At 64.2% G+C, this 22,095-nt stretch carries 12 protein-coding genes and 1 pseudogene; 8 read left to right on the top strand and 5 right to left on the bottom strand.

Annotated features, from left to right (window positions below):
- The first annotated feature begins 3 nt into the window (after positions 1-3).
- The 7 genes from xylG to GTP90_RS27745 all read left to right on the top strand — a co-directional run bounded on the left by xylG (position 4) and on the right by GTP90_RS27745 (position 15,633).
- The gene (gene xylG, locus GTP90_RS27775; protein WP_161086545.1) at positions 4-1,527 is read left to right on the top strand and encodes a D-xylose ABC transporter ATP-binding protein; all 1,524 of its coding nucleotides are present in this window, start codon (positions 4-6) and stop codon (positions 1,525-1,527) included.
- 8 nt (positions 1,528-1,535) lie between these two features.
- Positions 1,536-2,678 carry a sugar ABC transporter permease gene (locus tag GTP90_RS27770; protein ID WP_161086544.1) on the top strand — a complete coding sequence of 381 codons (1,143 nt, stop codon included), beginning with the start codon at positions 1,536-1,538 and terminating at the stop codon, positions 2,676-2,678.
- Between the two features lie 326 nt (positions 2,679-3,004).
- Positions 3,005-5,959: a TonB-dependent receptor gene (locus GTP90_RS27765; RefSeq protein ID WP_161086543.1), complete on the top strand. Its 2,955-nt coding sequence runs from the start codon at positions 3,005-3,007 to the stop codon at positions 5,957-5,959.
- Positions 5,960-5,979: 20 nt separating this feature from the next.
- Positions 5,980-7,626, top strand: a complete 1,647-nt coding sequence (locus tag GTP90_RS27760; RefSeq protein WP_175048263.1) for a GH35 family beta-galactosidase — start codon at positions 5,980-5,982, stop codon at positions 7,624-7,626.
- Between the two features lie 15 nt (positions 7,627-7,641).
- A complete protein-coding gene (locus GTP90_RS27755; protein WP_161086542.1) occupies positions 7,642-10,518 on the top strand; it encodes a glycoside hydrolase family 31 protein in 2,877 nt (958 codons plus the stop codon).
- Position 10,519: 1 nt separating this feature from the next.
- Complete coding sequence (locus tag GTP90_RS27750) at positions 10,520-12,865, top strand: glycoside hydrolase family 95 protein (RefSeq protein ID WP_254452078.1); 2,346 nt, start codon at positions 10,520-10,522, stop codon at positions 12,863-12,865.
- On the top strand, positions 12,865-15,633 hold the full coding sequence (locus GTP90_RS27745; protein ID WP_161086541.1) for a glycoside hydrolase family 2 TIM barrel-domain containing protein: 2,769 nt from the start codon (positions 12,865-12,867) through the stop codon (positions 15,631-15,633). The genes GTP90_RS27750 and GTP90_RS27745 overlap by 1 nt, the downstream gene beginning before the upstream one ends.
- Before the next feature lie 146 nt (positions 15,634-15,779).
- Here GTP90_RS27745 and GTP90_RS27740 read toward each other — a convergent pair.
- A pseudogene (locus tag GTP90_RS27740) lies at positions 15,780-15,992 on the bottom strand (2,4-dienoyl-CoA reductase); the annotation flags it as partial.
- Between the two features lie 44 nt (positions 15,993-16,036).
- Entirely contained in the window at positions 16,037-16,816 is a 780-nt protein-coding gene (locus tag GTP90_RS27735; RefSeq protein WP_256369124.1) for an alpha/beta fold hydrolase, read from the bottom strand.
- A 139-nt stretch (positions 16,817-16,955) separates the two neighbouring features.
- On the opposite strand from GTP90_RS27735, the gene GTP90_RS27730 reads away from it, so the two are divergent.
- Positions 16,956-17,798 carry an alpha/beta hydrolase gene (locus GTP90_RS27730; RefSeq protein WP_161086539.1) on the top strand — a complete coding sequence of 281 codons (843 nt, stop codon included), beginning with the start codon at positions 16,956-16,958 and terminating at the stop codon, positions 17,796-17,798.
- On the opposite strand, the gene GTP90_RS27725 is transcribed toward GTP90_RS27730, so the two are convergent.
- The 3 genes from GTP90_RS27725 to GTP90_RS27715 all read right to left on the bottom strand — a co-directional run.
- Positions 17,779-19,239 (bottom strand): DUF3422 family protein, encoded by a 1,461-nt coding sequence (locus GTP90_RS27725; RefSeq protein WP_161086538.1) that lies wholly within the window; start codon positions 19,237-19,239, stop codon positions 17,779-17,781. The two genes, GTP90_RS27730 and GTP90_RS27725, sit on opposite strands and share 20 nt — an antisense overlap.
- 147 nt (positions 19,240-19,386) lie before the next feature.
- A complete protein-coding gene (locus tag GTP90_RS27720; RefSeq protein ID WP_161086537.1) occupies positions 19,387-20,679 on the bottom strand; it encodes an ABC transporter substrate-binding protein in 1,293 nt (430 codons plus the stop codon).
- On the bottom strand, positions 20,663-22,095 hold a 1,433-nt coding region (locus GTP90_RS27715; protein WP_161086536.1), incomplete at its 5' end, for a TonB-dependent receptor plug domain-containing protein. The genes GTP90_RS27715 and GTP90_RS27720, both read right to left, overlap by 17 nt.

Below are 22,095 nucleotides of genomic sequence, written 5' to 3'. Positions count from 1 at the left end.
CGCATGTCCGCCTATCTGCTGGAAATGAAGGGCATCGTCAAGAAGTTTGGCGGTGTGCCCGCGCTCGACGGCATCGACCTGCAGGTCCGGCCGGGCGAGTGCATTGGCTTGTGCGGCGAGAACGGCGCCGGCAAATCCACGCTGATGAAAGTGCTGTCCGCCGTCTACCCGCACGGCACCTGGGACGGCGAGATCCTGATGGACGGCCAGCCGCTGCGCGCGCAGTCGATACGCGAGAGCGAGGCGGCCGGCATCGTCATCATCCACCAGGAGCTGATGCTGGTGCCGGAACTGACGGTGACGGAGAACCTCTTCCTCGGCAACGAGATCACGCTGCCCGGCGGCCGCATGGATTATCCGGCCATGAACCGGCGCGCCGAGACGCTGCTCAAGGAGCTCAAACTCAACGACGTCAACGTGGTGCTGCCGGTGATGAACTACGGCGGCGGCCATCAGCAGCTGATCGAAATCGCCAAGGCGCTGAACAAGAATGCGCGCCTGCTGATCCTGGACGAACCGTCCTCGTCGCTGACGGCGTCGGAAATCGAGGTGCTGCTAGAGATCATTCGCGGCCTGAAGGCCAAGGGCGTGGCCTGCGTCTACATCTCGCACAAGCTCGATGAGGTGGAGGCAATCTGCGACACCATCGTCGTCATCCGCGACGGCAAGCATATCGCCACCACGCCGATGCGGCAGATGGATGTGCGCCAGATCATTTCGCAAATGGTGGGGCGCGAGATGAACCAGCTGTATCCCAAGCTGGAACGCACGCAGGGCGAGGTGATCTTCGAAGCCCGCAACGTGGTTTGCTACGACACCGAAAAGCCGGACCGCAGGAAGGTGGACAACGTCTCCTTCACGCTGCGGCGGGGCGAGATCCTGGGCATCGCGGGGCTGGTGGGCGCGGGCCGCACGGAGCTGGTGTCGGCGCTGTTCGGCGCCTACAACGGCCGCTGCGAGGCCGAGGTGTGGCTCAACGGCGAGAAGATCGATACCCGCACGCCGATCAAGGCGATCCGCGCCGGCTTGGCGCTGGTGCCGGAGGACCGCAAGCAGCACGGCATCATCCGCGACCTGGATGTCGGCCAGAACATCACGCTGTCGGTGCTGGGGCGCTATGCGCGCTTCAGCCGCATCGACCGCGAGGCCGAACTGAAAACCGTCAGCGAGGAGATCGCGCGCCTGGGCTTGAAGACGGCCAGCCCCTTCCTGCCGATTACCTCGCTCTCCGGCGGCAACCAGCAGAAGGCGGTGCTGTCCAAGATGCTGCTGACGCGGCCCAAGGTGCTGATCCTCGACGAACCCACGCGCGGCGTGGACGTCGGCGCCAAGTACGAGATCTACAAGCTGATGCTGGAACTGGCCAGCCAGGGCGTGTCCATCATCATGGTGTCGTCGGAGCTGGCCGAGGTGCTGGGCGTGTCCGACCGCGTGCTGGTGATGGGCGAAGGCCAGCTGCGCGGAGACTTCATCAACCGGGACCTGACCCAGGAAATGCTGCTGTCGGCGGCGCTCGATCACTCTTGATGCATCCTATGCAAACCACCAAACTCAAACAGCTCTTCACCCAATACAAAATCCTCGCGCTGCTGATCGCCATCGCCATCATCTGGAGCTTCTTCAGCTGGAAGACGGAGGGCGGCTTCATCTCGGCGCGCAACCTGTCCAACCTGATGCGGCAGATGTCGGTGACCGGCGTGGTGGCCTGCGGCATGGCCTTCGTCATCATCTCCGGCGAGATCGACCTGTCGGTCGGCTCGCTGCTTGGCCTGTTGGGCGGAGTGGCCGCGGTGCTCGACGTGAACCACCAAATGCCGCTGCCGGTGACGGTGGCGGCGGTGCTGGCCTGCGGCCTGGCGCTTGGACTGGTCAACGGCTATCTGACGGCCTACAAGGGCATCCCGTCCTTCATCGTGGGCTTGGGCGGCATGCTGGCGTATCGCGGCATCGTGCTGGGCGTGACGGACGGCGTGACCGTGGCTCCCGTGTCGGAGGCGTTGGTGCAGGTGGGGCAGGGCTATCTGTCGCCGGAGCTGGGCGTCACATTGGGCGTGGCGCTGTTCGCGCTGGCCGCCGTGCTGACCTGGCGCCAGCGCCTGAACCTGGGCCGCCACGGCCTGCCGGTGCCGCCGATGTGGCGCGACGGCGTTCGCCTCATCGCCATCGGCGCGGTGCTGCTGGCCTTCGTGCGGACCCTGAACAGCTACGAGGGCATACCGCTGCCGGTGCTGCTGTTGCTGGTGCTGCTGGGCGTCTTCAGCTACGTGGCCACGCAGACCGTGTTCGGCCGCCGCATCTACGCGGTGGGCAGCAATATGGAGGCCACCCGCCTGTCCGGCGTGAACGTGCAGGCGGTGAAGCTGTGGATCTTCGGGATCATGGGCCTGATGTGCGCCCTGGCAGGCCTGGTCAACACGGCGCGGCTGGCGGCGGGTTCGCCGTCCGCCGGCACCTCGGGCGAGCTCGATGCGATCGCGGCCTGCTTCATCGGCGGCACGTCGATGCGCGGCGGGTCCGGCACCGTCTATGGCGCCTTGATCGGCGCGCTGGTGATGGCCAGCCTGGATAACGGCATGTCCATGCTGGACGTGGACACCTATTGGCAGATGATCGTCAAGGGCTGCATCCTGACGCTGGCCGTGTGGGTCGACGTGGCGACGCGCTCCAGCCGCCGCTGATGTCGTTTTTTGTGCACGGCCGGCCGCGCCGGCCCGTGCGCTTGCTCATTATCATTCGCCTGCTTGGTGAATTTCGCAATTGCGGCTCGTAGTCGTAACTTGCAAAATGGTCTTATAACATCGTATGACCTGGCACCCCGCCAGCAAGTCAGCACGATAAAAAAACCAAGAGCGAGACACAACCAATGAATCTCAAAATTCCGCGCTGCCCAGCGCCTGCGGGCCCGTTCGCCTGACGATTTCCCAAACCGGCACTACAACACTAAAACACAAATAGTAAATGGCCAAAGAGCCGTGACTTGTTCGCACAACCCTGGAGAGTGTAAATGAAACAGTTCAAAAAAACGGCGATCGCGCTGGGCCTGGCCCAGATGGCGTCCATGGCGATGGCGCAGACCGCCCCCGCCACCGATAACAGCGCGACCGTGATCGTGACCGGCCAGCGCGCGGCGCTGCAGTCGGCCCAGAAGATCAAACAGAATTCCGATGAAATCGTCGATTCCATCGTCGCCGACGATATCGGCAAGCTGCCAGACCGCTCGGTGACCGAGGTATTGCAGCGCATCGTGGGCGTGACCATCGACCGCACCATGGCCAAGGGCGACCCGGAGCACTTCTCGGTTGAAGGCTCGGGCGTGTCGATCCGTGGCTTGAGCTATGTGCGCTCCGAACTGAATGGCCGCGATTCGTTCTCCGCCAACGGCGGCCGTTCGCTGAACTTCGAAGACGTGCCACCAGAGCTGATGGCCGGCGTCGACATCTACAAGAACCCATCGGCCGAGCAGGTCGAAGGCGCCGTCGGTGGCCTGGTGAACCTGCGCACCGCGATGCCGTTCGATTACAAGGGCTTCAAGGCCGCCATCTCGGCCGACCGCACCTGGTCGGAACTGAAGAAGGGCAAGACCTCGCCATCGTATTCCGGCCTGGTGTCGAACCGCTGGAAGACCCCGGTCGGTGAGATCGGCGCCTTGCTGGACCTGGCTTACTCGGAAAGCGCAACCCGCACCGACGCCTTCCAGGTCGAGCCTTACTATCCGATGAAAGACGCCAACGGCAACCCGGTGTTCGCACCGAAGGGCGCGCAATGGCGCACGTTGCAATTCGACCGCAAGCGCGAAGGCGCATACGGCGCGCTGCAATGGAAGAAGGACGACTGGTCCAGCTCCCTGACCATGTTCAAGTCGAAGTATGAGATGAAGTGGGACGAGCAGGCGATCTTCGCGCAATCGAGCCCGTACAATATCCGCCTGTCCCCGGATTCGACCTTTAACTCGCGCGGCGCGCTGCTGACCGGCACCCTGACCGATTCCACCGGCGCCGGCATCAACTTCGGCGACGACACCCGCGCCGCCAACCGCAAGTCCGATACCACCGACCTGTCGTGGAACCTGCGCTGGCGTCACGACAGCTGGACCGTCACCACCGACCTGCAGCACATCAAGGCCAAGACCAACAGCTTCGATTCCACCGTGGCGACCGGCGTCCAGATGCCGAAGGAGCAGGTTGACCTGACCGGCAATGTGCCCAAGCTGATCTTCAGCGATGCGGACCGCGCCTACCTGGCGAATCCGAACAACTACTACTGGGCGTTCACGATGGAACACCTGGACCGCGCCAAGGCCGATGAAACCGCGTGGAAGACGGACGTCAAGTACGACTTCGATCATCCGGTGCTGCGCGACGTGCGCTTTGGCGTGCGCCTGACGGATCGTTCGGCGACGACGACCAAATCCAACCCGGACTACAACTGGGCCGCCATCACCCAGCCATGGCAGGGCGAGATTTCGCACCTGGCCTACCTGGGCGATCCTCGCTTCTCCGGCAATACCAACCTGCACAGCTTCAATAACTTCTTCAACGGCGGCGTGTCCGTGCCGTCGGTGGTGTTCCCGAACGCCTCGCTGGCGCAGGGCTACCCGAGTTCCTACGCCCAGCTGCACACCTATCACGACATCCTGTGCGCGGAAAAGGGCAATACCTGTTCGCCATGGACGCCGGCCACCTTCGGCACGAGCCCTATTGGCACCAACGACCAGACGGAAAAGACCAAGGCGCTTTACGGCCAGTTGCGCTTCGGCTGGGATAACCTGAAATATCCGGTGGACGGCAACGTCGGCCTGCGTTATGTGCAAACCGATTCGACCGCGCACGGCTACACGGTATTCAGCTCGACCGCGCCGACCGGCGCCACCCAAGGCGTGCCGGTTCCGATCATCCTGCCGTTCTCCAAGGCGCAGGACTTCGACAACAGCTATCACAACTTCCTGCCTAGCCTGAACCTGCGCCTGAAGGCCTCCGACACGCTGCAGTTCCGCTTTGCCGCAGCGGCAGCATTGTCCCGTCCTGATTTCGACAAGCTGCAGGCGTACACCACGTTGACGCAGACCGCCGATTCGACGACCAAGAACGGCGTCACCACCATCGATACCTTGACGCAGAGCGGTACCGGGTCGGGCAATCCGAACCTGCGTCCGACCACCTCCAAGCAGCTCGACCTGACGATGGAATGGTATTTCGCGCCGAGCGGTTCGTTCACCGCGGCGGTGTTCAACAAGCAGCTGAAAGACATCGTCGTCAACCAGATGTACACCTATCAGTTGACCGACGTGAACGGCAAGCCGCAGAACTTCAACGTGACTGGCCCGATCAACGGCGCCAAGGGCCATGCGCGCGGTATCGAGTTGGCCTTCCAGCAGTACTTCGACAAGCTGCCAGGCGCATGGTCGGGGTTAGGCATGCAAGCCAACTTCACCTTCGTCGACAGCAAGCGCGATCTGTATAACCCGGTGTTCTCGAAATACTGTACCGGCGGCGACAACGCCAGCAACGTCAACCTGAACCTGAACGGCTGCGATACCAACGGCACCACCTTCGGCAACCTGCCGCTGGAGAACCTGTCGCGCCAGTCGTACAATCTGGCGCTGCTGTATGACAAAGGCCCAGTGTCGGGACGCCTGGCTTACAACTGGCGTTCCAAGTCGCTGCAGGGTGTGAACGTCAACGGTACCAAGGGCGGCGACGCCACGGACAGCAATCCGGCCAGCCCGGGCTTCGGCCAGACCAATGTGGCGTGGGCGCTGCCTACCTGGGCGGACTCGTATGGCCAGCTGGATGCGTCGGTGTTCTACAAATTCAGCGACAAGGTGCAACTCGGCCTGGAAGCGCAGAATCTGACCGATTCGACCTTCAAGCAGCTGATGCAGCAAAATATCGGGATGATGGGGCGCGCATGGTTCAAGACCGGCCGCCGCGTGGTCGCGAAACTGAGCTACGACTTCTAAACTACGAAAGGCTTTAACAGATGAAGCATACCGCCCGCCAGTTTGTCTCCGTTTTGAGTTTCGCGGCCCTGGCCGCAACTGGCGCGGCGGCTGCCGATCTGCCGCAGCTTGTGAAGAAGGACGGCCGCCACGCCCTGATGGTCGATGGCGCGCCGTTTGTGATGTTCGGCGCACAGGTGCACAACTCCAGCAATTATCCGCTGGCGTTGAACAAGGTGTGGCCGGCCATCAAAGACATGAACGCCAACACCGTCGAGATTCCCGTGGCGTGGGAGCAGATCGAGCCGGTCGAAGGCAAATTCGATTTCAGTTATGTCGACACCTTGCTGGCGCAGGCGCGCGAGCACAAGGTGCGCCTGGTGCTGCTCTGGTTCGGCACCTGGAAGAACACCGGCCCGCAGTACACGCCGGAGTGGGTCAAGTTTAACAACAAGCGCTTCCCGCGCATGGTCGACAAGGACGGTAAAACTGTCTACTGCCTGTCGCCGAACAGCGAGGAAACGATGAAGGCCGACAGGAAGGCCTTTGTCGCGCTGATGGAACACATCAAGAAAGCCGATTCGGCGCAGCGCACCGTCATCATGATGCAGGTCGAGAACGAGGTCGGCACCTACGGTTTCGTGCGCGACTTCGCACCCAAGGCGCAGGCGGCGTTCGAGCAGAACGTGCCGCAGGCCGTGCTGGATCATAAAAAATCGCCGGTGGCGCTGGCCGCCAGCGGCACCTGGAAGCAGGTCTACGGCGATTACGCCGACGAGTACTTCCACGCTTATTCCATCGCCAGCTATATCGAGGAAATCGCCAAGGCAGGCCGCGCGGTCTACAACCTGCCGATGTACGTCAATAACGCGCTGCGCGATCCGCTGGAGTCGCCGGTGATGCCGTGGAAGGGCAACTTCGCCAGCGGCGGGCCGACCTTCGACGTGATCGATATCTACAAGGCCGCCGCGCCGCATATCGACATCGCCGCACCGGACATCTACGCGCCGGAGTCGAACAAATTCCACGCCACGCTGGACCGCTTCCAGCGTCCCGACAACGCGCTGATGCTGCCTGAGATGAGCAACGCCTCGCAGTACGTGCGCTACGCCTACCTGGTGCTGGGCCGCGGCTCGCTGGCGTTCTCGCCGTTCGGCATCGACTACGCGGACTACAGCAACTTCCCGCTCGGTTCCAAGGCTACCGACAAGACCATGGTGGCGCCGTTCGGAAAAATCTACGCCGCCTTCCGGCCGATGGAGCGCCAGTGGGCCAAGTGGGCGTTTGAGGGCCGCACCTACGGCGTGGCCGAGGGCGACGACCGCAAGCCGCAAACCATCGCGATGAAGAACTGGAAGGCCACCGTCAGCTTCCGCATGTGGCAGTTCGGCGACGCAGACTGGCTGGCCAAGATCAAGGACCTGCCGGCGGATACCGAGCAGCCCAACGGTGGCGCGTCGATCGCGCAGATCGGCGACAATGAATTCATCGTTGTGGGCCAGCATGCGCGCGTGAGCTTCGACAGCGCGGATGGCAAGCCGTCCATGCTGGCGCGCGTGGAAGAGGGACATTTCGACGCCACGGGCAAATGGATCATGGAGCGCAACTGGAACGGCGACCAGACAGATTACGGCTTGAACCTGACCGGCAATCCGGTGGTTCTCAAGGTCAAACTGGGTACATACTGAAAATACGGAGATTAGATGCGATTCAAATCGATAGTGCCTGCGGCGTCGTGCCTGGCGGTGATGGTGTCGGGCCACGCGTTGGCCGGCACGTTTGAGAAGACCGCCACCGGCATCGTGGTCAAGCCTGATACGGGTGCGGCAAAAGAAGTGCGCCTTGAGGTCATGGCCGACAATATCATCCACGTGGTGAAGCTCGACCAATCCGGCAAGGATCTCACGCCGTCGCTGATGACGGTGGCCGCTCCTGTTAGCGGTACCTTCAGCGTTGCCGCATCGGGCAAGGACAAGGTCACGCTGAAGGCGAAGAAGATCTCGGTGGCGGTGTCGCTGGCGACGGGGCAGGTCCAGTTCTTCAACGCGGCCGGCAAGGCGTTCCTGAGCCAGGCCTCGGAGAGCATGGCGCCGGTCGATATCGGCGGCAAGCCGTTCATGGCGGTCAAGGAAGGCTTCAACCACGGCACCAAGGACGCGTACTATGGCCTGGGCCAGCACCAGAACGCGCAGATGAATTTGAACGGCGAAGACGTGCTGCTCATGCAGCACAATATGGCGATCGCCGTGCCGTTCGTGGTCTCGGACAAGAACTACGGCGTTTTGTGGGATAACAATTCGATCTCGCGCTTCGGCGACGCCAAGCCGTATGGCCCGATGGTGCGCGACCTGAAGGTGGTCGACGACGAAGGCAAGGCCGGCGGCCTGACCGCGCGCTACTACATCGGCGGCAAGCTGGCGTTGACCCGCCACGAAAAGGACATCGCCTACCAATACCTGAAGGACGTGGCCGAGAACTGGCCGAAGGAACTGGGCGACATCAAGACGCTGAAGGACGTCAAGGTGGTCTGGGATGCGACGCTGAGCTCCGACAAGCCGGGCGTGCACAAGATGCAGCTGTACTCGTCGGATTATGCGACGCTGTCGGTGGACGGCAAGCAGGTGATGGACGTGTGGCGCCAGGGCTGGAATCCGTGGTATCACAACTTCGAGGTGAAGTTCGAGGCCGGCAAGCCGGTCAAGCTGCACCTGGAATGGAAGCCGTCCGGCGGCATGGTCGCGATCACGCACAACGATCCGCTGCCCGAGCCGGAGCGCCATTCGCTGACCTTCTCGTCGGAAGTCGCGCAGAGCATCAACTACTACGTCGTCAGCGGCGATAGCATGGATAAGGTTATCGCCGGCTATCGCCACCTGACCGGCCAGGCGCCGATGATGCCGAAGTGGGCCTACGGCTTCTGGCAATCGCGCCAGCGCTACGAAACGCAGGAGCAACTGCTGGGCGTGCTGCGCGAGTACCGCAAGCAGGGCTGGCCGGTGGATAACATGGTGCAGGACTGGTTCTACTGGCCGCAGGACCAGTGGGGCTCGCACGATTTCGACAAGGCGCGCTTCCCGGATCCGAAGGGGATGCTGGATGAGGCCCACAAGGCGCATGCGCGCGTGATGATTTCGATCTGGGGCAAGTTCTACGCGAACACCGACAACTATAAGGAGTTGGCGGCCAAGGGCCATATGTGGACCAAGAACGTCGAAGACGGCGCGCTTGACTGGGTAGGCCCAGGCTACAAGAACAGCCACTACGATCCGTACACCAAGGAAGCGCGGGACATCTACTATCGCCAGATGAAGCCCAAGCTGATCGACTTGGGCTTCGATGCCTGGTGGATGGATAACACCGAGGCGGACGTGCTGTCCAATTCCCGCCTGGAGGACTTCAAGAAGCTGATCGGCCCGACCGTGTATGGCGCCGGCGAGATCACCTTCAATCCGTATAGCCTCGTGCATACCGAGGGCTTCTACCAGGGCCTGAAGCGCGACCAGCCGGACAAGCGTCAGTTCATCCTGTCGCGCTCCGGTTTCGCAGGCATCCAGCGCAACGCGACCGCCGTGTGGAGCGGTGACACGGCCAGCCGATGGAACAACCTGTACGACCAGATATCGGCTGGCGTCAGCATCTCGATGTCGGGCATTCCGAACTGGACGCACGATATCGGCGGCTATGCGCAGGAGGAGCGTTACCAGGTCGGCGAAGTCGGTTCGGCGCAGGAGAACCGCGTTACCGGCGCGGCCAAGGGCAATCCGGAGGACATGAAGGAATGGCGTGAGCTGAATCTGCGCTGGTTCCAGTTCGGCGCGTTCTCGCCGCTGTTCCGTTCCCATGGCGAGGTGGTGAAGCGCGAGATCCACGAGATCGCGCCGGAAGGCTCGCCGATGCGCGACTCGATGGTCTGGTACGACAAGCTGCGTTATCGCATGATGCCTTACATTTACTCGGCCGCCGCCGATATCCACTACGAGTCCGGCTCGATCATGCGCGGCCTGGTGATGGATTTCCCGAACGACGACGCGGTCAAGGATATCAAGGACCAGTACCTGTTCGGCCATAACATCATGGTGGCGCCTGTGTATGTGTACGGTGCGCGCGAACGCAGCGTCTATATGCCCAAGGGCGCAAGCTGGTATGACTTCTACACCGGCGAAGTGCACAAGGGTGGCGGCACGCCGACCATCAAGGCGCCGGAGACCCGCATGCCATTGTTGGTGAAGGCTGGCTCGATCCTGCCGATGGGCCCTGTGACGCAGTATGTGGATGAGAAGCCGGATGCGCCGATCACCCTTAATATCTACACCGGCGCCGACGGCAAGTTCAGTCTCTATGAGGACGATGGCGTGAGCAACGCCTACCTGCGCGGAGAGTTCAGCCGCATCCCGCTGAGCTACAACGACAAGACCGGCGTTGTGACTATCGGCGAGCGCGTGGGACAGTACAAGGGCATGGTGGCCAAGCGCCAGTTCAAGCTGCGCTTCATCAAGGCCGGCGTATCGAGCTCGGATGATTTCGATGCTGCCGACAAGGTTGTCGCATACGAGGGCAAGCCGGTCACGGTCAGGAAATAAGATGTCTCGACACGCGATGGTGGCGGCGGGCTTGCTCGCCGCGCAGCTGTGCTACGCAGCGGATGTCCGCGACCTCGCGCTGCGCTACGACCGGCCGGCGCCCGATACGGCGCAGGGCTGGGAGCAGGAGGCGCTGCCGATCGGGAATGGCCGCATTGGCGCGATGATCTTCGGCCAGCTGGCGCGGGAACGCATCCAGTTCAACGACATCACGCTGTGGACCGGCGACGACAAGGTGATGGGCTCTTACCAGCCCTTCGGCGACGTCTACATCAATCTGCCGGGGCATGAGCAGGCCACCACAGGTTACGCGCGGCGGCTGGATATCGACAAGAGCCTGCATAGCGTCAGCTACACGCACGGCGGCGTCAAATTCAAACGCGAAGCCTTCGCCAGCTTCCCGGCACAGGTGATCGCGATGCGCCTGAGCGCCGACAAGCGCGGGCAGTACACCGGTTCGATAGAGCTGACCGATATGCACGATGCGCAGATCAATGTGGTTGGCAACCGCATTGTCGCCACGGGCTCGCTGCGAGGCAAAGGCGACGCCTCGAGCAATGCAATGGACTACGCCAGCGAGCTGCAAGTGTTGAATGACGGCGGGGCGATCGCGGTCGATGGCAACCGGATCACGTTCACCGGCTGCGACGCGGTGACCTTGATACTGGGCGCCGGCACCAGCTACGTCCTTGATCCAGCCAGGAAGTTCCAGGGCGAGCATCCGCTGCCGCGCGTGACGGCGCAGGTGAGTTCGGCCGCGCGTCCATGGGCGGCGCTGCTGGCCGAGCATCAGAAGGATTTCGATGCGCAGTTCAAGCGCGTGAGCGTGGACTTCGGCGCCGCCGCGCCTGCGCGCCGCGCGCTGCCGACCGACCAGCGCATTGCCACCTACACGGCGGAAGGCGGCGATCCAGGACTGGAGGCGCAGTTCTTCCAGTTCGGCCGTTATCTGCTGATCTCCAGCTCGCGCGACTCGCTGCCGGCCAATTTGCAGGGCCTTTGGAACAACAGCCTCACGCCGCCGTGGAAGTCGGACTATCACACCAACATCAACATCCAGATGAACTACTGGCCTGCGGAGCCGGCCAACCTGTCGCGGAACGCCTTGCCGTTCTTCGCGCTGGTGCAGGGCGTGGCGCCGGTGTATCGGCAACTGGTCGCCGATACGGCGGCGCAGGCGCTTGCGCATCCTGAGTCCGTGCAGATGGCGAAGCCCAACCTGAGCGGCCAGGCCGTGCAGCGCGAGGAAACCTTCATCGGCAATGCCGGCAAGCCGGTGCGCGGCTGGACCGTGCGCACCGAGTCGAATCCCTTCGGCGCGATGGGTTATGTGTGGAACAAGACCGGCAACGCCTGGTATGCCCAGCACTTCTGGGAGCACTACGCCTACACGCAGGACAAGACCTTCCTGCGCAATGTCGCCTATCCGATGATGAAGGAGGCGGTGCACTTCTGGCAGGACTACCTGAAGCAGCTGCCGGATGGGCGCCTGGTCGCACCGCTGGGCTGGTCGCCGGAGCACGGGCCGATCGAGGACGGCGTCACCTACGACCAGGAGATCATCTGGGACCTGTTCAACAACACCGTTGAAGCGGCGGACGTGCTGGGCGACGATCAGGCTTTCCGTGCGCAGGTAGCCGCCATGCGCGACAAGCTGGCCGCGCCGCGCGTGGGAAGCTGGGGCCAGCTGCTGGAGTGGATGGAGGAGAAAAAGGATCCGGTGCTCGACACGCCGGGCGATACGCATCGCCACGTGTCGCATCTGTTCGCGCTTTATCCCGGCCGCCAGATCTCGCCGACGCAAACGCCGGAGCTGGCGGCTGCTGCGCGCAAGTCGCTGGAAGGGCGCGGCGATGCCGGCACCGGTTGGTCGATGGCGTGGAAGACGGCTTACTGGGCGCGCTTGCTGGACGGCGACCATGCCTACCAAATGCTGCGCGGGCAGCTGGCCAAACCCGGCGCGCGCGCCGCGCAGCAGAGCGGCAAGGGCAGCGAAGGTAACAACGCCGGCGGCACTTATCCGAACATGCTGGACGCGCATCCGCCATTCCAGATCGACGGTAACTTCGGCGCGGTGGCGGCGATCTGCGAGATGTTGGTGCAGTCGCATACCGGCGAAATCCATCTGTTGCCTGCGTTGCCTTCCGCCTGGCCGACAGGCTCGGTCAAGGGCCTGCGCGCACGCGGCGGATACGAGGTGGATGTGGCCTGGGCCAACGGCAAGCTGACGTCCGCCTTGATACGCCGCACGGCGGGCTCCGGCGCCAGCAAGGTGCGCTATGGCGGCAAGGTCGTTCCGCTCAACCTGAAGGCCGGCGAGAGCAAGCGCCTCGGAGCGCAGCTGTGATGCGCGGCCTGTTGTGCTGCATGTTGCTGGCGCTGTGCCGGTTGTGCATGGCCGATGCCACGCAGGTCCACTACCTGAGCGGCACGGACAAGGACCATCGCATCGACTGGGAATTCATGGTCAACGGCGGGCGCAATAGCGGGACGTGGAAGACTATCCCTGTGCCGTCGAATTGGGAGATGGAGGGCTTCGGCACCTACCGTTATTTCAGCGACTCGCAGAACGACCCGGCGCCGGACAAGATGGGCATCTACCGCTATACCTTCAAGGTGCCGGCCAACTGGCAGGGCAAACGGATCGACATCGTCTTCGGTGGCGCCATGACGGATACGCTGGTGAAGATCAACGGCCAGCCGGCGGGGCCGGTGCACCAGGGCGGATTTTATGAGTTCCGCTACGATGTGTCGTCGCTGCTGAAGCTTGGCGCGGACAACCAGCTGGAGGTGACGGTCGATCGCTACTCCGCCGATGCATCGGTCAACCGCGCCGAGCGCGCCGGGGACTTCTGGATGTTCAGCGGCATCTACCGGCCGGTGTGGCTGGAGGCCAAGCCACAGCACAATATCGAGCGTGTGAGCCTGGACGCGAAACATAACGGTGACTTCGATGCGGATGTATTCATCGATGGCGGCCTGGCTGGCAAGGTGGTCGCGCGCGTGTTCACGCTGGACGGCAAGCCGCTGGGCGCGGACATGAGCGCCGCCGTGGCGGATGGGAAGGCGCATGTGCGCGGGCACCTCGACAAGATATCGCCATGGTCGGCGGAATCGCCGCAGCGGTACCGGGTGCGTTTCCAGCTGCTCGACGGCGGGCGCTTGATCCACGAGACCAGCAAGGTGATAGGCTTCCGCACGGTCGAACTGCGCAAGCGCGACGGCCTGTACGTCAACGGGGTGAAGGTCCGCCTCAAGGGATCGAACCGCCATTCGATCTGGCCGACCACGGGCCGGACCACCAGCAAGGAACTCAGCTACCTGGATGCTAAGCTGATGAAGGACATGAATATGAACTCGGTGCGCATGTCGCACTATCCGCCGGACACGCACTTCCTCGACGTGGCGGACGAAGTTGGCCTGTACGTGATCGATGAGCTGACCGGCTGGCAGAAGGCCTACGATACCGGCGTCGCCACGCCGCTGGTGAAGGAGCTGGTACAGCGGGACCAGCATCATCCATCGATCATCCTCTGGGCCAATGGGAACGAGGGCGGCTTCAATCTTGAGCTGGACCGGCTGTATCCGATGTGGGATGTGCAGCAGCGGCCCCTGATCCATCCGTGGGCGAATTTTGGCGGCATCGATACCGCGCACTATCCCACCTACGATTGCTGCGCGACGTCGCTGTTCCACGGACGCGACGTGTTCATGCCGACCGAGTTCCTGCATGGCCTGTACGACGGCGGCGCCGGCGCGGGCCTGGACGACTGGTGGAAGGCGATGTTGGCCAATCCGCTTAGCGCGGGCGGCTTTATCTGGTCCTTCGTCGATGAGGGCATCGTCCGAGACGACAAGGGCGGCATGGTCGATGTCGCGGGCAACCTGGCGCCGGACGGCATCCTCGGGCCGTATCGCGAGAAGGAAGGCAGCTACTACGCGATCAAGAAGATATGGTCGCCGGTGTATTTGCCGCTGGGCGAATTGTCCTCGCTGGCGCCGACGTTCGACGGCGGCATCGTCATGGAGAACCGCTACGACTTCAGCAACCTGAATCGGCTCAAACTAAGCTGGAAGCTGGTGAAGTTCGGCGCGAGCGTTGGCCACACGGTTGTCGCACAAGGCGGCGCCAAGGCGCCCGATGTCGCTGCCGGCATGCGTGGCGTGACCCGCATCGCCTTGCCGAAGGATTGGGCGCAGCAGGATGCTCTGTACTTCACCGCGACGGATGCCGGCGGTCGCGAAATCTATACTTGGTCATGGATGATCTCCAGCGCGGAAAAGGTGGCGTTGCGCATGCAGCCGGAACGCCAGGCGGTCGGCGCGGCCAGGCTGACGGAGAGCGCGGACAGCTTCCTGCTGCAGGCGGGGACGGTGAGCGCGACGATCGACAAGGCGACCGGTTATCTGCGTGAGCTGAAAAATGGTGATGTCGTGGCGCCGCTGTCGAACGGTCCACGGCTGGTGGCCGGCAGCGCCACATTCAAATCCATACAGGCGGCCGTCGAAGGTGGCGACGCGGTGGTGCGGGCTGAATATGCCGGTAATCTGCACAGGATTAACTGGCGTTTGAGCGCGGCCGGCACGCTAAGCGTGAACTATGCGTATTCCGTCGAAGCCGGCAAACAGGTCGATGCGCTGGGCGTCAGTTTCGACTATCCCGAAAAGCAGGTGCGTTCGGTGCGCTGGCTGGGCAAGGGGCCTTACCGCGTATGGAAGAACCGTCGGCAGGGCGTGGAGTTCGATGTTTGGGAGAAGACTTATAACGATACCGTCTCCGGCCTGTCGTGGAACTACCCGGAGTTCAAGGGCTTCCACGACCAGGTCTACTGGGCGCGCCTGGGGACGGCCAATGTGCCGCTCACCTTCATCAACCATGCCGACGACATCGCGCTGCGCCTGTTCACGCCGCGCGAGGCAAGTGGCGAAGGGTCCGAGCCGAAGGCCACGCATGTGGACTTCCCGCCGGGCGATATCTCGTTCCTGAACGCGATACTGCCGATCGGGACCAAGTTCCATGCGCCGGGTGAGATGGGACCTTCCGGCCAGCGCGCCCGTGCGCCGAACCTTGGCATCTGGCTGGAGAACACCATCGATATCGTGGTGGGCGATTAACCGGCGGCGGCCAGCCATGCCCGATAGCGCCTGGTCAGCAGCGCCAGACGGAATTGGCCGATCAACATCGTCATCAGCGGAGAGTAACGGCGCGCCTGCGTGGCGCCGTTCCCCAGCGCGCGCAACCTGCGCTTGACCAGCGCCATCATGTTGGCCATCACCTGGCGGCCGGGGTGGTTAATCTGCATCCACACCTGCGCGCCTTCCTTGCGCGACGCTTGCGCCCAACGCCGGAAGGGCTCCAGCGGCGTGCCTGATTCCAGTACCACCGTTCCCGTACCGGTCATCGCGCGGCGGTCGACCATCACGTTGCCGGTGATGATCAGGCCCACGCCACCCTCGGCCCAGCTTTGGAAAATGATATACCCTAACGTTCAAGCCCACTTTAAGGTCAAGCGGAATGTCAGTCCGCGGTGACTTCGGCGTCCGCCAGGAAGTTGACGATGGCCGGGTTGACCACGGCGCCGTGCGTGATGGGCGCCATGTGGGCGCCGCGCGTTTGCAGCACCGTGGCGGAAGGCAGGGCGGCTGCCAGCGCCTCGGCCAGCAGGCTGGTGGAGGCGGGGCTGTGCGCACCATACATCACCAGCGATGGCATCGTCAGCGCCGACAGGTCGTCCATCGTGGCCGCTTCGCCCAGCAGCGCCTGGAAGTCCAGGCGCACCTTGGCGATCATACCGGTCATCTTGTCCTGCGCCGCCGGGGGCGCGGCGTCGAAGGCGCCGGCGCGGTTCCAATAGTCGATGAAGATGCGGGTGGCGTCGCGGTCCTGCTGCGGGCCGCAGGCGTTGATGCGCTCCACCACGCCGGCGATTTCGGCGCGCGCCGGGTGCTGCGCCGGCAGCAGGTGGAAGGCCACCGGCTCGAACAGCGTAAGCGACAGCACGCGCCCAGGCATGCGGCGCGCCATGTGCAGCGCCGAGGCGCCGCCGAAGGAATGGCCGATCAGGTGGAAGGCTTCGCCCGGCTCCAGGCGCGAGGCGATGGCGGCGTTGACGGCGTCGACTTCGTGCGCCAGCGTGTGGACGTAGCCGGCGTCGACGTCGGCCGGGAAGGGCGAGGCGCCGTAGCCCAGCAGGTCGACGGCGATGCAGCGGAAGCCGTCTTCAAGTTGCGACATCAGGTCGGCCCACTGGGCCTTGGAACTCATGGAGCTATGCAGCAGTACGACAGCAGGTTTCATTTTTGGCATGCTTGAAAAACGGAGCGCGTATTATACCGGCACTTGTATAAATGGCCATGTGGCGCCATCTGTGGCCTATACCACGCATGTGGCGATTTTTCATTACCGTGCCAGCATGGAACGAAGGTAGAGTAGAGGCATGAAACATACTAAAAAAGTGGCTGGATTGGCTGGGCTCGCCAGCGTGTTGTGGATGGGGCTGACCGCAGCGGTCGCCGCCAACCAGAAGCGGCTACTGTTCAATCCGCTTGGCAGCAAGCGCGAGGTGCTCAAGCCCTACAGCAGCGGCCATCGCACGCGGCCGATCGTGGTGCGCTCCAACGACGGCACGCGGCTGTCCGGCTGGCTGATGACGCCGCCGGTGGCGGGGCCGCACCCGGGCGTGATTTATTTCGGCGGCCGCTCGGAGGAGGTGTCCTGGGTGGCGCGCGACGCCGGCAAGCTGTTCCCCGGCATGGCGGTGCTGGCGGTGAATTATCGCGGCTACGGCGATTCGCACGGCGATCCGGCCGAGGAGCATTTCGTCGACGACGGCCGCATGTTGTTCGACTGGCTCAGCGAGCGTCATCATGTCGATTCCAAGCGCATCGCGGTGGTCGGCCGCAGCCTCGGTTCCGGCGTAGCGGTGCAGGTGGCGATGGAGCGCGACGCCAATTCCATCGTGCTGATCACGCCTTACGATTCCATCCTGGCGCTGGCCCAGCGCAAGTTCAAGGCGATCCCGGTGGAGTATGTGCTGCGGCATAAATTCGAGTCGGTCAAGTACGCGCACCACCTGAAGGCGCCGACCTATGTGCTGCGCGCCGCCTTCGACGACGTGGTGCCGCATTCGCACACCGACCTGCTGGTCGAGAAGCTGGGCCAGTTGCATGCGGACGAAATCGTGCCAGATTCCGACCACATGAACATCCCCTACCTGGAGTCGACGCAGCAGCGCATCGCCAGCTTCCTGGCCAGCCGCTTCAACCAGCCGCAATCCTGACCGGCTTCTCGGTCAGCTGCTTGTGCAGCCGGCGCAAGCCCATCCACACGCCGATGAACACCAGCGGCGCGGCCAGGCCGGTGAGGATGTCGGGATTGACCGGGATGTTGCTGGCCTTCAGCGCCTTGCCCGCGTAGCCGATCAGGCCCAGCGTGTAGTACGAGATCGCCACCGCCGACAAACCTTCCACCGCCTGTTGCAGGCGCAGCTGCTGGGCCGCGCGCGCGTCCAGCGATTGCAGGATCTTGCGGTTCTGCCGCTCCTGCTCGATGCCGACCCGCGTGCGCAGCAGATCGTTGCTGCGGGCGATACGCTTGGCCAGCGTCTCCTGCCGCTGCGACACCGAGGTGCAGGTGTGCATGGCCGGCGCCAGGCGGCGGCCCATGAACTCGGCCAGGGTCGGCATGCCGGCGATGCGCACCTCGCGCAGCTCCTGGATGCGCGCCTGCACCAGGCTGAAGTAGGCCTGCGCGGCCGCGAAGCGGTAGCTGTTGTTGACCGACAGTTTTTCCAGCCGCGCGGCCAGGCTGGTGATACGGTGCAGCAGCGCCTGTTCCTCGCGCGCCTCGTTGGCCACGCCCTCGGGCAGGTCGCCCTGCACCAGCGTGGCGGTCAGGTCGGCCAGTTCGTTCTCGATGCCGTTCAGCAGCGGCTGGCTGGCTTCCGCCTGCGGCAGGCCCAGCAGGGCCATCATGCGGTAGGTTTCGATTTCCAGCAGGCGGCCAACCAGGCGGCCGGCCTGGAACTCGCGCAGGCTCAGGTCGCGTACCACGAAGCGGCTGAAGCCGTCCGGCTGGATCAGGAAATCGGTCCACACCTCGGCGCCGCTGCCGACGCTGCTGCCGACCAGCGACTTGCCCTGGAACAGATCACGGATGGCGTCGGTCGCGCCGGCGTCGTCCGGCTGGCCCTGGCACAGCAGCACATGGGCCGCCACGATGATCTTGCCGTGCAATCCAGCCAGCCACTCCTGCGGCACATGCCGCAGCGGCATGCGTTCAAACGCTGGGGTCAAGTCTGACATTCGGACACGAGCACTGCCGTTGTCGTCGCTACTGCTGACCTCGTGTCCGAATGCCAGACTTGACCCCAATGGGTGTGTACCAGGGTCGTTGCGCTCGACGAAGGTGTAGGTGGCGAATTCGGTGTGGCATTCCCATTTCAGGCGGAAACGGTCGAAGTCGTGGAAGAAGTAGCGCGCTTGCGGGGCGGGCGCGGCGACGCCGTAGTGCAGGCACAGTTGCTCGAGGATCTGGTGCTGCGTGCTGCGGTGGTATTTCTGCGACGGCTGGTCCTGCTGCACGTAGAGCGCGAAATGGGTCAGGCTTTCCGGCGCTTGCAACTGCAGGAAGGGCCTTGAGTGGATTTCCGCCGACAGCGGCACCCGCATCGGATGGTTTAACTTGGCGAAATCGGCATTGGCGCGGTAAGCGAGAGACATGACCTTCCCCGGATTGAACTGCGATCGGACTTGCAATATACGCACGTTGTTGCAGTGCAGTATAACCAGCCGGCCGCAACGGCACAACCGCGATGTTACCGGGAAAATATGTGCCGGCGATCATTTTTTGATCGCCACCGATGCCGTTCAGCGCGGCAGGCCGATGATCAGCTGCTGGCTGGCGTCCCAGCTGCGGGCCGCCGTGTCGAGCCGGAACACGGTGAACGGCACCTGGCCGACGATGTCGCCGGCGCCGTCCCAGTCGATGTCGGCATAGGCGCCGGCGTAGTCGACGTCCTTGCCGGCCTTGACCAGCGCCAGCGCGGCGCCGATGGTTTCCGGCCGCACCTTCTCGCCCGGCGCGTTCATCACGAAGCGCAGGCTGTCGCGCACCATCAGGCCGGTGGGGCTCTTGCTGTTGTTGACCAGGCCGGCGCGCTCGATGGCCAGCGCCATCACCATCGCGATGTCGTAGGTGGGCGCGGTGAAGTCCTGCGGCTCGCTGCCGTACTGGGCGATGTAGCCGGTGCGGAAGCTCTGGTAGGAGCTGTTGCCGTAGGCGCCGATGGTGGCGGCCGAGCCGCTCACGCCGCCAATCAGCTTGCCCGGATCGGCCAGGTTGTCGAGGAAGGTCTGGTTGCCGGCGGCGGTGCCGGGCAGCAGCCACATGGCGCCGCTCTGGAACGGCAGCGATTCGTTGAGCACGTTGGCCGAGATGTCCGCTGCCAGGATGCCGTTCAGGATCACGTCCGGCCTGGCGTCGTAGACTTGCTTCAGGTAGCTGGCGAAGCCGTTCTTCAGGCCGAAGGGGATGGTGACCGTGGCCACCACCTGGCCGCCCAGCTTCTGGAAGGCCGGGGTGAACAGGTTGGCCAGGCCGGCGCCGAAGGCGTCGCCGGCGTTGATCAGCACCACGGCGCGGCGCTTGCCCGCTTCCCACGCGACCTTGGCCAGCACCGGCGTGGCGTCGACGTCGGAGACGCCGATGCGGTACACCAGGTCGTTGTCGGCCACCGTGGTCAGCGTCGGCGAGGAGCTTGATTCGGTCAGTATGGGCACGCCCTTGGCCAGCGCCTGCGGCAGCAGGTTGAGCACGCGCGTGGAGGTGGAGACGTTGAGTGCGATGACGCCGGCGTCCAGCAGTTGCTGGCCCATGTCCTGCGCCTCGGCGTTGTCGCGCGCGACCAGCGCGATGGCGTTCAGGCGCTTGCCCAGCACGCCGCCGGCGTCGTTGATCTGCCTGGCCGCCAGCAGGAAGGCGTCGCGCGTCGAGGTGCGCCAGCCCACCGAGGCGATGTTGATGGCGTTCGGGTCGATCATGGCCTTGATCGGATTGGCCGGCAGCGGCGTGGTGGCGTCGCCGTTGCCGCCGCCACCGCCGCACGACGCCAGCAGGGACAACGCGGCGGCGGCCAGCAGGCGGCTAGTAGCGGTATTCATATTGCACTCCGTAGCGGCGGCCCAGCGATGGGTAGTCGATGCCGCCGACGCCGGGATCGACATACTGGCTGTTCCACAGGTCGCGTACCTGCGCGCGCAGGCTGGCGCGGGCGCTCAGGCTCCAGCGCGCGCTCAGCGTGGTGTCGACGTAGCTGGCCAGGTGGTAGGCCTGGTTGGCCAGCAGCACGTTGGCGGTGGCGGCAGGGCGCGGGCCGACGTAGCGGTTGTCCAGGCTGAGCAGCAGCTTCTGTCCCATCAGGCTGGCGCTGGCGCCGGCGTTGGCGCTGTCGGTGGGGAACAGCTCGCCGTCGCTGCGCTGGGCCAGCGGCGCCAGCGTGTAGCGGTTGAGGCTGCGGCTGCCGTTGGCGCGGCTCAGGTTGGCGTAGGCGTTGAACCAGTCCCGCTGGTAGCGCAACTCCAGCTCGACGCCGTTGACCTTGCTGTCGCTGGTGTTGCGCGCCACCAGGTTGAAGAAGGCCTGCTCCAGCGTGACCAGCTCGCTGACCTTGGTGTGGTAGACGGTCAGCGCGCCGTTCCAGTGCGGGTGCGGCGGCGTGCTCAGTTGCAGTTCCACGGTGCGCGATTTCTGCGGCGCCAGCTCGGGGTTGCCCTTGATGTCGCCCGGCTGCACGGCGGTGCGGTACAGCAGTTCGGCCGACGGCGCCTGGAAGGCCGTGCCGCTCAACACCTTCAGGCCGCAGTCGCCGGGCAGCGTGCCGACCACGCCGGCGCGCAGCGATTCCTGCGTGCCGTAGACCGAGTGCCGGTCCTGGCGGCCGCCGACAATGGCCTGCCATTTTCCGTACAAGGGGAACTGCCATTGCGCGTACAGGCCGGTGTTGCGCAGCGTTTTCTCGCCCGGCTGGCTGAGCTGGAAGTCGCTGCCATCGACCAGGCTGTGGCGGCGGAACGATTCCAGCGTTTCGCGGTCGCGCAGCGCGTCGGCGCCCACTAACAGACTGGCTTGCTCGCTGGGTTGCCACAGCCATTCGACGCTGCCGTCGACCGCCTTGTAGCCGAAGTCGCGCAGCAGGTAATAGTCGGCGGCGCCGGTGCGCAGGCGGTCGCCGCTGCCCGGCTCGCCCTGGCCGTAGTTGAGGCTGGCGCGCAGCGTGTGCTGCTCGTTGAAGCGGTGGTTGGCGCCCAGGTGGACGAAGCCCTGTTCCAGCACCACGTGGCTCGGCGGGCGCAGCAGCGGATTGAGGCTGGCGAAGACGTTGTCGCTGTCCTGCCGCTGCCAGAAGACGCTGGCCTGCAGCTCGTCGCTGGCGCCGCGCCAGCCGCCGCGCAGGTACAGGCTGCGTGGATCGGCGTCGTCGACGGGGGCCGGGCTGAGGGCGGCGTAGCGCTTGTAGTCGGGCGAGATGCGCGGCAGCGCCAGGCCGGCGCGGTCGGCCTTGGCCGCCTGCACGCCCC

The organism is Duganella vulcania (assembly GCF_009857655.1).
GTDB lineage: Bacteria > Pseudomonadota > Gammaproteobacteria > Burkholderiales > Burkholderiaceae_D > Rugamonas > Rugamonas vulcania.
This window is presented reverse-complemented; position numbering and strand designations above follow the sequence as displayed.

What these genes read in the sequence shown, in the direction of transcription:
- GTP90_RS27750 (WP_254452078.1), top strand. Translation starts at nt 10,520, where the DNA reads ATGTCTCGACACGCGATGGTGGCGGCGGGCTTGCTCGCCGCGCAGCTG.
- GTP90_RS27745 (WP_161086541.1), top strand. Translation starts at nt 12,865, where the DNA reads ATGCGCGGCCTGTTGTGCTGCATGTTGCTGGCGCTGTGCCGGTTGTGC.
- GTP90_RS27765 (WP_161086543.1), top strand. Translation starts at nt 3,005, where the DNA reads ATGAAACAGTTCAAAAAAACGGCGATCGCGCTGGGCCTGGCCCAGATG.
- GTP90_RS27755 (WP_161086542.1), top strand. Translation starts at nt 7,642, where the DNA reads ATGCGATTCAAATCGATAGTGCCTGCGGCGTCGTGCCTGGCGGTGATG.
- xylG (WP_161086545.1), top strand. Translation starts at nt 4, where the DNA reads ATGTCCGCCTATCTGCTGGAAATGAAGGGCATCGTCAAGAAGTTTGGC.
- GTP90_RS27735 (WP_256369124.1), bottom strand. Translation starts at nt 16,816, where the DNA reads ATGAAACCTGCTGTCGTACTGCTGCATAGCTCCATGAGTTCCAAGGCC.
- GTP90_RS27730 (WP_161086539.1), top strand. Translation starts at nt 16,956, where the DNA reads ATGAAACATACTAAAAAAGTGGCTGGATTGGCTGGGCTCGCCAGCGTG.
- GTP90_RS27725 (WP_161086538.1), bottom strand. Translation starts at nt 19,239, where the DNA reads ATGTCTCTCGCTTACCGCGCCAATGCCGATTTCGCCAAGTTAAACCAT.
- GTP90_RS27720 (WP_161086537.1), bottom strand. Translation starts at nt 20,679, where the DNA reads ATGAATACCGCTACTAGCCGCCTGCTGGCCGCCGCCGCGTTGTCCCTG.
- GTP90_RS27770 (WP_161086544.1), top strand. Translation starts at nt 1,536, where the DNA reads ATGCAAACCACCAAACTCAAACAGCTCTTCACCCAATACAAAATCCTC.
- GTP90_RS27760 (WP_175048263.1), top strand. Translation starts at nt 5,980, where the DNA reads ATGAAGCATACCGCCCGCCAGTTTGTCTCCGTTTTGAGTTTCGCGGCC.